This window comes from Xanthomonas arboricola, assembly GCF_003353015.1.
Lineage (GTDB): Bacteria > Pseudomonadota > Gammaproteobacteria > Xanthomonadales > Xanthomonadaceae > Xanthomonas > Xanthomonas arboricola_E.
Genome location: NZ_QREM01000001.1, coordinates 572837 through 585878 on the forward strand (window position 1 = coordinate 572837; position 13042 = coordinate 585878).

Genomic DNA, 13042 nt, shown 5'->3' on the forward strand with positions numbered 1-13042 from the left:
CGTCGTCAGATGCCGCAATGAGGGAAGGCCTGAGCGCCGTACGGGTGGCGCGAATATCAGGTATGCATTGTTAGGAAAAATCCTACAGTGCCGTCAGGCGCATCCCCACGTTGCGCCAGGCCAGCTGGCCTATGCCGTGCTGTGCCAGCCATCTACCTTTGTGATCCCGCGTTGCCTGCATGACGTCGGGTCTCAGCGCGTCATGACAATCCGTGCAATGCGGCGTCGGCGTGTCCTTGATCAATTTCAAATGGAGCTTCATGAACAGGATCTATCGCTTGGTGCTTAACCGCGCCACCGGTTCGATGCAGGTTGCGTCCGAACTCGCCACATCACACGGTTCGTCCACTCACGTGACCGGAGGACGCATCTGCCATCGGTCGTCGTTGAACACGGCAATGCTGATCGCACTGGGCCTAGTTGCGGCACCCTCTGCATTTGCTGCTGTGGTCGATTTCAACAACGATGACACCATCACCAACTCTGTGGTGTATGACGATGGTTTCCGCATCGGCCCGAATGGCGTCGTGACTGTCGATGTCGCTGGTGGTGCGGTGGTGACATCCAGCGATGACGTCTCTCTGGGCAGTACGACGACCGGTAACGGTACCCTGCGTCTGACCGGGCCTGGCGCAAGTCTGGCGATCAATAGCGGTTTTGCGCAGCTATACGTCGGTGATGCGGGGATTGGTAGCCTCATTTTACAGGGCGGGAGCAGTGCCACAGCAGATGGTCTGATGCTTGTCGGCAATCAGCAAGGCAGCACTGGCAATGTGCTGGTCTCTGGTGCCGGTTCGGCTCTCACGGCCCGCAACATGCGTGTCGGTCGCAGCGGTACAGGAACCTTGGATATTACAGATGGCGGCACGGTCACCACGACTCGACCGTATGCTGTTGTCAATCCCTACGGCATGTCCATCGGGAACGACACCACCGGCGTGGGTACGGTGAATGTCAATAATTCTGGCGTGCTGACCACCACCGATAATTTCCTGGTCATTGGTAACGATGGCAAGGGCACGCTGAATGTCGGCAGCGGCGGCAAGGTCAACGCCGACCGTGGCGTGCTCCTCGGAGCAGACATCAATCTCAGTGACGAGCTCACCAGCAATGGCACCTTGAACGTGACCGACGGCGGTGAGCTCAATACCTTGCAGCTGACCATCGGGGTTCGAAGTGATTCCGTCGGCGCAGTGACCGTGAGCGGTACCGGCAGAATCAATGCCGACGCCGTATGGGTCGGCTCCAATGGCGACGGAAGCCTGACCGTTTCGGGCGGCGCCATCGTCAAAGCGGCGACCGAATTGCGTGCCGAGCGTCCGACCGGTATTACCGACGATTTTGGTCAGGTTGGCCGTATCGCGGTCAGCGGCACGGGCTCGGCGATCGAAGCGCCTCGACTGGATGTCAGCAATGAGCTTCTGGTCGAGAGCGGTGCGGCACTGCGTTCGACCACTGCAGACGTGAGTGATTCGTTCGGTAACACGCGCACCGCCGCCACTCTGACCGGCGCTGGGTCTACGTGGGCGAATAGTGGCGCGATGCGTGTCTTGACCAAGCTGGACGTACTCGACGGCGCAGTGCTCAATACGGATACCTTGTCGATTTCCGGCGGACTTAACTCCTCGACCCTGTCGCCCCGGATCGAGCGCGATCAGGTTCGCGTCAGTGGCGCTGGATCGGCGATCGTTGCCGCCAACGGCGTGACTGTTGGAGGCACTGTGTTTGAACCCTTTGGCGTGCTCAGCGCCAGCAGCGGTGGCCGCATCGATGGCGGTAGCGGGATGACGCTGGGCACTGCAGGTTATCTGGCTTTGGGTGGGGGCATGGACCAGTGGTCGGTCGCCGACATTGCGCCCGCCTGGAGCGCTGCCGAAGCGCCAGGGCAATTATCTGCATCGCCGATCTTGATGCAGGTGAACTCCGGTGGCTTGGTGTTCAACCACACTGGCGATGCCATTTTGTCGAACAACATCAGCAGCGTACCTAACGGAAATTGGTGGGTCAGCGGCCAACTGTTACAGCTATCCGGCAACACGCGCCTGGATGGCAATCTGACTGCATTCGGTGGGGAAATCAACGTCGCCGGCGGCACCCTGGAGATTAACTCTGACCTCTACACTGGCCAGGGCTATACGGATCCCGGCCAGGCATCTGTTCAGGAGATCCGGGTCGCCGGTGGCACACTGGTGTTCAATGGCACGTCCGGTTTCCAGCAGCAGATCACCCTGGGTAACAACACCGTCGAGACCGTCCGTAGCTCGATTGCCGCAGTGGCCGGCGAGGGCATCCTGGCCGGTAATGCCAGGCTCGGAGATACCCTGCTCGGCAATGGCGGTACGTTGTCACCGGGCCGCAATGGGGTCGGCAAGATCAGCATCGATGGCGATCTGTACTTTGCTGCAAACAGCATGATTGGCGGCGCGATTACCGGCACTTCGTTCTACGACGTCGACGTGCTCGGCAATGGCCAGAGCGACCAGATTGCCGTGAGCCGCGTTGCTTACCTGGGCCGTACCTCAGGCTTGAGCAATACTGCCGATGCTGCGCTGCGCGTGACTGCGCTGGACCCGTCTGTCAGTTATCAGAATGGTCAGACATATACGATCCTGGAGGCGGCTGGGGGGGTGCAAGGCCGCTTCGACCAGGTGATTTCGCGCTCTGCCTTTCTCGACCCGAGCGTTGTCTATACCGCCAACCAGGTGCAGTTGACCCTGGCGGTCAAGGACACCGCTCCGCCCGTTACTCCTGCTCCGCCTGTGGATCCGGGTACGCCGGTCACCCCGGTCACCCCGGTCGATCCAGTCACGCCGGTTACACCTGCGCCACCGATCGCCCCTGTCACCCCTGTCACCCCGGTTGCCCCCACTGTCCCCATTACCCCACCTTTGGTGTTCGGTACGGTCGCCATCAGCGGCAACCAGCGCGCTACCGCTGCGGCGTTGGATACGCTGCAGCAGTCAGGCACCGCGCTGGCGCTCTACAACGGCTTGTTGATAATGGATGCCGACACTGCCCGTGCGGCGTTCGATGAGCTCTCCGGCGAAGTCCACGCCAGCAATCGTGCACTGCTACTGGAGGATCGCTTCCTACGCGAAGGGATCAGCCAGCACCTGCGCCAGACCTCAAGCATTGCCGAAGACGGGGGCGCATCGGGTTGGATCGCCGGCAGTGGCGCGTCCAATCGGCAGGATGGTGATGGCTCCGCTGCCCGTGGTCGCCAGAACCGCGACGGCCTGATGGCCGGTGTGGACTGGTCGTTCGGCGAGCGTTGGACAGTCGGGCTTGCCGCCGGTTCGGAGTCGCTGCGTCAGCAGATCCAGGCGCGTAACGCGTCGTCGGATGTCGATGCCGTGCATGCCGGGGTATACGGTCGCTATCGCGGCGAGGCTGCATGGATCAATGGCGGAGCTAGCTATGCGGACTACCAGGTGGACACCGAGCGTACCGTTGGTCTGGGTACCGGTATTGCCCAGCGCTTGGGCGGTCGTTATGACGCCGACGCGGTGTCGGCTTTTGTCGAGGGCGGCTGGGACTTCGAGCTGGGTGCGCTCACGCTTACCCCATACGTCGCAGCGGCTTACACGCGGTTGTCCACTGACGCGGGAGTAGAGGCTGGCGGTAGTGCGGCGCTGGCGATCGATGCCAGCAAGGATGAAGTGTGGACGTCCACCGCTGGCGTGCGAGCCTCTTGGGATATCAGTGGCGGTTCGCAGGATGGTGCACGTCTAGAAGCTGGCCTGGCCTGGCAAAATGCGGCCGGGGAACTACGCGCCGATTCCCGGCAACAATTCGCGGCCGGCAGCAGCGCATTCACCGTTGGCGGCGTACCGTTGGCGCGGAATGTCGGCATCGCCGAGCTCGGTATCTCCCTCAATCCCTCCGCCAACAGCCGCCTGTCGCTGGTCGGGCAGGGACGTGCCGGCGATGGTCAGCGTGAGATCGGCGCGCAGTTGAACTGGAGGGTCGCGTTCTAAGCGACGTGGGTCTGCCTTGAACCAACATCGAAGGGCTCCGCAAGGAGCCCTTCGACATTTCATTTGCGGGACGCCGCACGCACTTCCCGATCAAGATTCGATGGTCCGACGTGACGTATCCCGATAGTTCCAAAGAAGGCGTCCGGCCTACCCTAGGTCTTTCGACTGTGGAACGCCTTCAGAGACCGGGTCTCTGGCCGGAGCCGAAACTCCGATTTTCGGATTATGGCGCCCTTCGCAGCGTTCTACGCCTTGTTGTCCTCGCTACGGTGATCGTCTGTGCGGGAATACCGGACACCTCGCCTGGGCGTATGCTCACCGCCATATCCTGCGTGGAGTGCGGTCATGGCACTGCTGTCCAGCCAGCAACTGAAGGTGTTCGTGCCTGCGCGCGACTACGCGCTGTCGCAGCGGTTCTACCGCGCGCTGGGCTTCGTGCAGGAGGACGAGGTCGGCAATGTCACCTGCTTCCGGCATGGCACGCATTGCGCGTTCCTGCTGCAGGATTTCTACCAGCGCGAGCTGGCCGAAAATCTCATGCTGCATCTGTGGGTGGACGATGCCGATGCCTGGTGGCAGCACATGCATGACATGGGGCTGGACGAGCAGTTCGGCGTGAGCTTCAGCGCGCCGGAAGACCGGCCATGGGGCGCACGCGATTTCACCCTGCACGATCCCAGCGGCGTACTCTGGCGCATCGGGCATCCGCTGTAGGCGTGAATCGGGAATCGGGAATGGTTGAAGCACGCACATGCCCGCCTTGGCAATTCCCGATTCCCCAATCCCCAATCCCGAATCCCGAATCCCGAATCCCGAATCCCNGGAATGGTTGAAGCACGCACATGCCCGCCTTGGCAATTCCCGATTCCCCAATCCCCAATCCCGAATCCCGAATCCCGAATCCCGAATCCCGGCCCTCAGGCGATTGCGCTGAACCGCTCACTCGCGGCACTCTTGTGCCCATGCCTGATTCTCTGAGATCCATCCACGTCGTCGCCGGCGTGATCACCGACGCCCGCGGCCGCATCCTGCTGACCCGCCGCACCGAAACCCGCGACATGCCCGGCCTGTGGGAATTCCCGGGCGGCAAGCGCGAACCTGGCGAAACCTCCGAACAGGCGCTGGTGCGCGAGCTCAACGAAGAGCTCGGTATCGAGGCGCAGGTGGGCGAGTGGCTGATGGACGTGCCGCAGCTGTACCCGGACAAGCGGCTGCGCCTGGAAGTGCGCCACATCACCGCCTGGAAGGGCAGCCCGCGCGGCCGCGAAGGCCAGGCAATGACCTGGGTGGCCGCAGACAAGCTGACCCGGTATTCGATGCCGCCGGCCGACGTGCCGGTGGTCGGCGTGCTGCGCCAGCCGGACCGCTATCTGATCACGCCCGAGCCGGACGATGACGCGTTGTGGCTGGAAGGCCTGGAGCGCGCGCTGCAGGACGGCATCACGCGCATTCAGTTGCGTGCCCGGCAGGCCGAACCGGCACGCTGGCAGGCCCTGCTGCAACAGGTGCTGCGCCTGCGCGGCCGTACACGCGCGCAGCTGCTGCTCAACCGCGACATCGCACTGGCCGGCGAACTCGGCATCGGCGTGCACCTGGGTTCGGAGCAGTTGGCCGGCCTGCAGGAGCGCCCGTTGCCGGCCGAACAGCCGGTTGCCGCCTCGTGCCATGGGCTGGAGGATCTGCGCCACGCCCAGCGTCTTGGCTGCGATTTCGCGGTGCTGGGGCCGGTGCAGGCGACCGCCTCGCATCCGGGTGCGACACCCCTGGGGTGGGAGGGGTTCGAACGCTTGCGCGAGCAGGTCTCCTTGCCGATCTACGCACTCGGGGGCATGCAGGTCGACGACCTGCGCGAGGCACGTGCGCATGGCGCGCAGGGCATCGCGGCGATTCGCGCGCTGTGGCCGCAGTGACTGCGCCGTCAGCGACCTTGGTGGTGTTCGGCGGATTGCCCGGCGTCGGCAAGAGTTCCATCGCCCAGGCGCTGCTGACGCACTGCACTGCGTTTTATTTGCGTATCGATACGATCGAGCAGTCACTGCGCGAAAGTGGTGCACTCGCCAACGACGTCGGACCAGCCGGCTACATGACCGCCTATGCGCTTGCCGCGGCCAATCTGCACCAGGGTCACGTGGTGGTCGCCGATTGCGTGAACCCACTGCCGGTCACCCGTGAGGCGTGGCGTGATGTGGCGCGCCGCACACGCAGCCGCCTGTTGGAGATCGAAGTAGTGTGCAGCGATCGCAAGATGCATCGGCAGCGCGTGGAATCGCGGCAGAGCGAGGTGCCCGGATTGCGCATGCCGGATTGGTCCTCCGTGCTCGCGCATGACTACGTGGCGTGGACCGAGCCGCATTGGATGATCGACAGCGCCGCGCTGAATCCGCAGCAGGCGGCTAGGCAGATCATGGACCGGCTCGCCGCGTAGCCTGCAGATGAGGCATGTGGTCCGAAGGGTTCTCGCAGCCGATGCGCTGCTTACCTTTGCAACCCACGCAGGTACTTCGCCACTGCGATCTGCCGGCGTCCGTCAAGGCGGGCGCTGCGCTAGAACGTCACCCAGAAGCAGTTGTACTGCCGACGCAGCCGCAACACGCTGCGCGCGGGCGTGCCGCTGGCGAGATTCTGCTCCAGGCGCAGGCCCCAGGGGCGTGGGCGGCCCGGGGGTGCCGGGAGTGGGGGGTCGGTCGCACTGCCGTCAAGTGATGGAGCCGCCGCCGACGTGTTCGCATCGGCTTGCCAGGTTGGCGGATCGCGTTGCGGGTACATCGGGACGATATCCAGCAACGGGCGTTGCACGATGGCTTCCAGCCGGCTCAGTACCTGGCTGGCGGCCGCGTCGGACTGGCCGCTCCACAGGTACAGGCTGGAGAGCCGGTTGACGTCGCGGCTGTCCACCGCCAGTTGCAGCAACGACACCAGTTCGCTCAGCCGGCGCGGGCAGCCGTAGCCAGACAGGCCGGTAGTGCCCTGCGTGCGCATGGCCGGCGGCGCGCGCGCCGCGGCGCCGACATCTTCGCAGCGGCGGTCGGTGAACATGGTCTGCCCGTCCGCGGTCACGCAGCGGCGGATCTCCTGCGCCTGCCCGCGCATGGCCGGGCAAAGGCAGGACAGCAGCAGCAACGGCAGCAGGAGGCGGGGCATCGACGCAGCGTAACGGGCCGTGCGTGAGCCGGCGAACAACGCGCCGGGACAGCGGCAACCTGCGCGACGCCTGCGCGTTGCGCGCGTGCTGGCGCATGAGGCGCCCACACCGGCGGGCCTGCCGGCAACGCCAGGGCCTCGCTGGCGTGGCTCAGCGCCCGAGCAGCTGCAGCACCTGTGTGGTCGGCTTGGCCAGGTTGAGCGTGTAGAAGTGCAGTGCAGGCGCGCCACCGGCGATCAGACGCTCGCACACGGTGGCCACCACGTCCGCACCGAAGGCGCGCACCGCATCGGCATCGTCGCCGTAGGACTGCATCTTCTTGCCGATCCAGCGCGGAATTTCCGCGCCGCATTGCTCGGAGAAACGCCGCAGCTGCGAGAAATTGGAGATCGGCATGATGCCGGGGATGATCGGGATCTCCACGCCCATGCGCTGCACGGTGTCGCGGAAATGGAAATACGCATCGGCGTTGTAGAAGTACTGGGTGATCGCGGCATCGGCGCCGGCCTCCACCTTGGCCTTGAAGTAACGCAGGTCGCTCAGTGCGTCGGTCGCCTGCGGATGGGTTTCCGGATACGCACCGACCTCGATCCGGAACGCATTGCCGTGCTCGGCGCGGATGAAGGCGATCAGGTCCGAGGCATAGCGCAGGTCGCCCGGATGGCCCATGCCCGAGGGCAGGTCGCCGCGCAGCGCGACGATGCGGGTACAGCCGATCGCGCGGTACAGCTTGAGCAGCTCGCGGATCTCCTGGCGGCTGCCGCCGACGCAGGACAGGTGCGGGGCGGCCTCGAAACCGTGCTTCTGCTTGAGGTGGCGCACCGTCTCGGAGGTGTAGCTGAGCGTGGAGCCGCCGGCGCCGAAGGTGCACGAGACGTATTCCGGCGCGTAGCCCTTCAACCTGGCCGCCGTGCGGTCCAGCTGTGCGCGCTGGTCGTCGGTCTTGGGCGGGTAGAACTCGAAACTGAGAGGCGTCATCGCGGCGGGTCCGGCGGATCGTGCACGCATAATATCGCTCCATCGCGATGAATGCATATTTGGTTGCGGGCGTCCTGCATTCGGCCGTTGCGGCAGCGGTTCGGTGCCGGAGGCCGGCCATCGCGTGGTTGCTTGTGCGGGTCGGTCGAGTGCGTGCGGCGACGCCATGTGGCGGCCCGGCTTGCGCCATGCGTTGACGCAGGGGCCTCTACACTGGCCGCATCTTCCACGGAGTGCCGGCATGAGCGATACCACGATGACCGCCATCGCGATCCGCGATGGCAAGGGCGATGCGGATGCGCTGTACGCCAGCGAGCAGCCGCGCCCGCGCCCCGCGCCAGGGCAGGTGCTGATCCGCGTGCATGCGGCCGGCATCAATCGTCCCGATCTGCTGCAGCGTGCCGGCCACTATCCGCCGCCGCCCGGCGCGCCACAGACGCTCGGGCTGGAAATCGCCGGCGAGATCGTGGAGCCGGCCGCCCGCTGGAAGGTCGGCGATCGGGTGTGCGCCTTGCTGGGCGGTGGCGGTTACGCACAGTACGCCGCGGTGGACGCGCGGCATGTGCTGCCGGTACCGCCGGGCATGGATCTGGCGCATGCGGCGGCGCTGCCGGAAACCCTGTTCACCGCGTACACCAACCTGTTCGAACATGGTCGGCTTGCGGCCGGGGAATGGCTGCTGCTGCACGGCGCCACCTCCGGGATCGGGGTGACTGCGATCCAGATGGCCAAGGCGGCCGGCGCGCATGTGCTGGCCACCGCGCGTTCGGCGGGCAAGGCGGCGCAGGCACGCGAGCTGGGCGCCGATGTGGCGATCGACTCCACCACCGAGTCGTTTGTCGCCGTGGCCAAGGCGCACGGCGGGGTGGATGTGTCGCTGGACATGGTGGGCGCTGCAGTCTTTGCCGACACCCTGGAAGCGCTCAATCCGCGCGGACGCATCGTCTACATCGCCTCGCAGGCCGGCTCGACCATCGAGGTGCCGATTCCGTTGCTGATGCGCAAGCAGGCCATCCTCACCGGCTCGACGCTGCGCCCGCGCAGTGCCGAGGAGAAGGCGCGCCTGGCTGCGGAAGTGGAGCGCGTGGTGTGGCCGTGGATCGCACAGGGCAAGCTGCGCGTGCTGCTCGACAAGCGCTTCCCGCTCAGCGAGGCCGCTGCGGCGCATCGCTACCTGGAGCAGGGCAGCCACCTGGGCAAGGTCGTGCTGGAGATGTGAGTGCAGTCGTTGCCTGCCTGCCCGGCATGCGCAGGCGTGGCGGGCAGGGGCGACGCCGGTCGCGGCATGATGTTGCCGGATGGCGTATCGCACCGCGTCGCCAGGCCGCCCTGTCCGCAGCCGGCGTCGCTGCACGGCAGGTCAGGCAGTCGTGTCGACCACCGCTTCGAGACGGTGCCCATCGGGATCGATGACGAACGCGGCGTAGTAATCGTCGCCATAATCCGGCCGCAGGCCGGGGGCACCGTTGCAGCTGCCGCCGTGCTGCAGCGCGGCCAGATGGAAGGCCTCCACCGCAGCGGCGTCGGATGCGGCGAATGCCAGATGGAAGCCGTCGCCTGGTGCGCACTGCGCTGCCTGACGCTGCTTCAATGCCAGGCTGTCTCCGCCGCCGGGGCGGCCGTAGCCGATCGCCTGATCGAGCGTGCCCGGCTCCAGGTCGGACCACACCCGCACGTAGCCGAGCGCGCCGAGCACGGCGTCGTAGAAGGCGGCCGATGCCTCGATCGTGCCAACGCCCAGCGAAACGTGATGCAACATCGGTGTGATCCTTCGGGGGAGCGGCATGGTCGCGGGCCGGCGGCGATCGTGGCCTGTGCCGGTGCTTGCGTCAATTGATGGGCCAGCGAGCATCGCAGGGTCTTATGCGTCTTCCGATCCGGCCATGCGCTGCCGCAGGCCAGGGACCGCAAGCGAACGTGCGCCGCCCATCGGCAATGACGCCGCCAGCATCGTCCTTGCGCGGCCGGCGGGTGGTGCAGGTATAGCAAAACAAGCGGGAGCAATGTCTCGCAGCGGGCTGCACCCTGACCTTACACTGCGCCGGCGCGTGCGTTTTGCCGCGTCGTTGCCGCGGTGTCCGTGTACCAGCGCCCGAATCGGGCGGTCGCACGGATCCCGCCACGTCACCATCAGCTCCGAAGGTTTCGATGAAGCATCCAGACGCATTGCGCATTGCCCTTGTCGGCATCGGCAAGATCGCCCGTGACCAGCATGTGCCCACCATCGCCGCGCGCGCCGACGTGCAACTGGTCGCCACGGTGAGCCGGCATGGCACGGTCGATGGCGTGCCGGCTTACCAGACGCTGGACGAGGCGTTTGCCGCGCATCCGGAGCTGGAAGCGGTGGCCCTGTGCACGCCGCCGGTCGGGCGGCACGCGCTGGCGCAGGCCGCACTGAGTGCCGGCCTGCATGTGTTCCTGGAAAAACCGCCGGCCGCCACGCTTGCCGAGATCGACGACCTGCGCCAGGTGGCGCGCACGGCGCAACGTAGCCTGTTCACCAGCTGGCATTCGCGCTGCGCGGCGGGTGTGGAGCCGGCCCGTGCGTGGCTGGCGGACAAGCGCATCCTGCGCGCGCACATCACCTGGAAGGAAGATATTCGCCATTGGCATCCGGGCCAGGACTGGATCCTGGAGCCGGGCGGCATGGGCGTGTTCGATCCCGGCATCAATGCGCTATCCATCGTCACGCATCTGTTGCCGCGCCCCTTCGCGCTGCGCGAGGCGGAGCTGCACACCCCGGAGAACCGTCAGGCGCCGCTGTACGCCAGGCTCGGCTTCGTCGATACCGCAGGTGTGCCGGTGACGGCAGAATTCGACTTCCTGCAGACCGGCCACCAGCGCTGGGATATCGAAGTGGACACCACCGATGGCCTGCTCATGCTCAGCGAGGGCGGTGCCAGGCTGAGCATCGACGGCCAGCCGCAGCCAGTGGAGGCGGCCGGCGAGTACGACGGTTTGTACCGCCGTTTCGTGCAGTTGGTGCGCGCCGGCGAATCGGAGGTGGACGTCACCCCGTTCGTGCATGTGGCCGATGCGTTCATGCTCGGCGCGCGCAAGGTCATCGCGCCGTTTGCCTGGTAGATCGGCGCGGCATCGCCCGCGTTGCGCATTGCATCGGATCGAACCGCGCTGCGCGCAACCTCCTCACCAGTTTCGATGAGCCAGTAAACGCCACCGCACCGGGCGCATCCAGCGATGCGCCTGGTGCAGGTGGTCCTACCTGCCGTCCAGCGCCACGACGCCAGGCGCCACGCTGCCCGCGTCCGGCGGCCCGGCCGGCGTTGCAGCGCGTACCGCGTGCCGGCGCAGTGCGGGTGCGATCTGCGCACGGAAGCGCCGTACCACCCATGTCTCGTCCAGCAGCGCAAAGGCGAAAAAGCCCAGCAGCGTGCCGGCGACCAGCGTGGGCGCATGTGCGAACGTGCCAGGCAGCAACAGGCTCAGCCACAGGAAGATGTTTGGCGAGGTCTGCAGCAGGTGGATGTCCGAGGCGATCGGCGCGGAAATGGCCTTGCCCGTCACACGCTGGTAGACGAACAGGTAGGCCGCACTGCCCAGGCGGCAGGCCAGCAGCAGCGCAAACGGCAGCAGCAAGGCGGCCCAGGCCTGCCAACCCCCATGCCCCAATGCGTCTGCCAGCGGCCGGCCACCCGCTTGCAGCCCCACCAGCAAGGCCATCGGCACCATCGTCAGCGAACCCAGCCAGCCCCAGTTGGTAGCCAGTTTGCCGGCCGCGATCGGGCGCGCGCGTCGCCAGCCCTGCGCCAGCAGGGACGGCAAGGCCAGTGCGATCAGCAACACCACGAAGAAGCGTTCCAGCGCATGCGCGTTGCCCAGCACCTCGTGGTGATCCAGGAACAGCACCAGCAACGCTACCGGCAGCAGGATCGACAGCACCAGGGTGTAGCGCGCCGCAAAGAAGTAATCGCCGCCACGCGCGAGCGAGAAGGTCGGTACCGACAGCGCCGGCGGCACGATCAGCAGCAAGCCCAGGACATGTACCCATTCGTTGTGAAACTGCGTGAGCAGCACCATGGCCAGCCCGGCGCGCGCCACGCTGGCCACGCTCAGTGCGAGGTTGCCCGGTCCTCCGCTCAGGCGCAACGCACCCGCTTCGAGACGGACCGACAGGAAGAACGCATTCACCGCCAGCAGCGCCACGATGGCGGTGGAGGTCAGCCCATGCGGCAGTGCGAGGCCCGCGCACGACAGCGCAAAGCCGGCCACGGTGGCGATCAGCATCCATTGCAGCAGATGGATTTCGGTCTGCTCGCCCAGGTAGTTCAGACGCGAGGAACTGCGCGCGGTCATGCGCTTGAGCTCCTCCCACGACAACGGGCGCGAATTGGGCAGGCGGAAGTCGATGTACTCGGCGGGCGGCAGGCCCGAAGCGATCAAGGCAAACACTTCGACGATGTACTTGTGCGCCACCACCAGCACCTGCTTGCCCTGGCGGTCCAGCGGCGCCAGCACCGTGTCGTAGTACTGCTTGCAGCGCGCGTACATGTCCATCCAGTGCTCGCCGTCGGGCGGTGCGCCACCGGCATCGTGGAAACAGGCATCGAAGAGACGATGGCCGATCGACTTCTTGATCAACGTCTTGTTCTTGCCTGCGAAGATGCCGAAGTCGCGCTCCTTCAATGCATCGCTGTACAGCACCTGCGGTGCATCGGGCACGCCTTCCAGGATGATCGCCGCCGTGGCCCGGGCGCGTTCGAGTGTCGAGACATGCACCTGGTCGAAGCGCAGCGCGCGTTGTCGAACGAAGTCGGCTGCCTGCCGGGCCTGTCGGCGGCCCAGTGGCGTCAGCGGCGAATCCTGCGCACCGGCAAAATAGTTCTGCTCGTTGGCGAGCGATTCGCCATGGCGGACGAAGTACAGAGGCATCAGCTTGCTCCGGTTGCTCGATTGTTTGGCGATCGAGAACGTTGTCCGATGCCCT

11 protein-coding genes are annotated in these 13042 nt (G+C 65.8%); 6 read left to right on the top strand and 5 right to left on the bottom strand.

What is annotated here, in order from left to right; genetic code table 11:
• Nucleotides 1–82: 82 nt before the first annotated feature.
• Nucleotides 83–262: a hypothetical protein gene (locus tag C0541_RS20980; RefSeq protein ID WP_193725854.1), complete on the bottom strand. Its 180-nt coding sequence runs from the start codon at nt 260–262 to the stop codon at nt 83–85.
• Between C0541_RS20980 and C0541_RS02560 the strand changes: the two genes are divergently transcribed.
• The 4 genes from C0541_RS02560 (at nt 261) to C0541_RS02575 (ending at nt 6402) form a co-directional block, all read left to right on the top strand.
• Nucleotides 261–3977 (top strand): autotransporter domain-containing protein, encoded by a 3717-nt coding sequence (locus tag C0541_RS02560; RefSeq protein ID WP_238601239.1) that lies wholly within the window; start codon nt 261–263, stop codon nt 3975–3977. The two genes, C0541_RS20980 and C0541_RS02560, sit on opposite strands and share 2 nt — an antisense overlap.
• 345 nt (nt 3978–4322) lie before the next feature.
• On the top strand, nt 4323–4691 hold the full coding sequence (locus C0541_RS02565; RefSeq protein ID WP_115045538.1) for a VOC family protein: 369 nt from the start codon (nt 4323–4325) through the stop codon (nt 4689–4691).
• Between the two features lie 248 nt (nt 4692–4939).
• The gene (locus C0541_RS02570; RefSeq protein WP_115045678.1) at nt 4940–5887 is read left to right on the top strand and encodes a Nudix family hydrolase; all 948 of its coding nucleotides are present in this window, start codon (nt 4940–4942) and stop codon (nt 5885–5887) included.
• The gene (locus C0541_RS02575; RefSeq protein WP_115045679.1) at nt 5884–6402 is read left to right on the top strand and encodes an AAA family ATPase; all 519 of its coding nucleotides are present in this window, start codon (nt 5884–5886) and stop codon (nt 6400–6402) included. Before C0541_RS02570 ends, C0541_RS02575 begins: the two co-directional genes overlap by 4 nt.
• A 119-nt stretch (nt 6403–6521) precedes the next feature.
• Here the strand turns inward: C0541_RS02575 and C0541_RS02580 are convergent, their stop codons facing one another.
• Entirely contained in the window at nt 6522–7118 is a 597-nt protein-coding gene (locus C0541_RS02580; RefSeq protein WP_161959845.1) for a hypothetical protein, read from the bottom strand.
• A 151-nt stretch (nt 7119–7269) separates the two neighbouring features.
• On the bottom strand, nt 7270–8097 hold the full coding sequence (gene metF / locus C0541_RS02585; protein WP_115045540.1) for a methylenetetrahydrofolate reductase [NAD(P)H]: 828 nt from the start codon (nt 8095–8097) through the stop codon (nt 7270–7272).
• 241 nt (nt 8098–8338) lie between these two features.
• Here metF and C0541_RS02590 point away from each other — a divergent pair, with 241 nt between their 5' ends.
• Nucleotides 8339–9316, top strand: a complete 978-nt coding sequence (locus C0541_RS02590) for an NAD(P)H-quinone oxidoreductase (RefSeq protein WP_115045541.1) — start codon at nt 8339–8341, stop codon at nt 9314–9316.
• A 141-nt stretch (nt 9317–9457) separates the two neighbouring features.
• Here the strand turns inward: C0541_RS02590 and C0541_RS02595 are convergent, their stop codons facing one another.
• Entirely contained in the window at nt 9458–9856 is a 399-nt protein-coding gene (locus C0541_RS02595; RefSeq protein WP_115045542.1) for a VOC family protein, read from the bottom strand.
• A gap of 389 nt (nt 9857–10245) precedes the next feature.
• On the opposite strand from C0541_RS02595, the gene C0541_RS02600 reads away from it, so the two are divergent.
• Nucleotides 10246–11181, top strand: a complete 936-nt coding sequence (locus C0541_RS02600; protein ID WP_115045543.1) for a Gfo/Idh/MocA family protein — start codon at nt 10246–10248, stop codon at nt 11179–11181.
• 135 nt (nt 11182–11316) lie between these two features.
• On the opposite strand, the gene C0541_RS21240 is transcribed toward C0541_RS02600, so the two are convergent.
• Nucleotides 11317–12987 carry a histidine phosphatase family protein gene (locus C0541_RS21240; protein WP_238601240.1) on the bottom strand — a complete coding sequence of 557 codons (1671 nt, stop codon included), beginning with the start codon at nt 12985–12987 and terminating at the stop codon, nt 11317–11319.
• Nucleotides 12988–13042 lie beyond the last annotated feature (55 nt).

What these genes read in the sequence shown, in the direction of transcription:
- C0541_RS02565 (WP_115045538.1), top strand. Translation starts at nt 4,323, where the DNA reads ATGGCACTGCTGTCCAGCCAGCAACTGAAGGTGTTCGTGCCTGCGCGC.
- C0541_RS02590 (WP_115045541.1), top strand. Translation starts at nt 8,339, where the DNA reads ATGAGCGATACCACGATGACCGCCATCGCGATCCGCGATGGCAAGGGC.
- metF (WP_115045540.1), bottom strand. Translation starts at nt 8,097, where the DNA reads ATGACGCCTCTCAGTTTCGAGTTCTACCCGCCCAAGACCGACGACCAG.
- C0541_RS02570 (WP_115045678.1), top strand. Translation starts at nt 4,940, where the DNA reads ATGCCTGATTCTCTGAGATCCATCCACGTCGTCGCCGGCGTGATCACC.
- C0541_RS02595 (WP_115045542.1), bottom strand. Translation starts at nt 9,856, where the DNA reads ATGTTGCATCACGTTTCGCTGGGCGTTGGCACGATCGAGGCATCGGCC.
- C0541_RS02600 (WP_115045543.1), top strand. Translation starts at nt 10,246, where the DNA reads ATGAAGCATCCAGACGCATTGCGCATTGCCCTTGTCGGCATCGGCAAG.
- C0541_RS02580 (WP_161959845.1), bottom strand. Translation starts at nt 7,118, where the DNA reads ATGCCCCGCCTCCTGCTGCCGTTGCTGCTGCTGTCCTGCCTTTGCCCG.
- C0541_RS21240 (WP_238601240.1), bottom strand. Translation starts at nt 12,987, where the DNA reads ATGCCTCTGTACTTCGTCCGCCATGGCGAATCGCTCGCCAACGAGCAG.
- C0541_RS02560 (WP_238601239.1), top strand. Translation starts at nt 261, where the DNA reads ATGAACAGGATCTATCGCTTGGTGCTTAACCGCGCCACCGGTTCGATG.
- C0541_RS20980 (WP_193725854.1), bottom strand. Translation starts at nt 262, where the DNA reads ATGAAGCTCCATTTGAAATTGATCAAGGACACGCCGACGCCGCATTGC.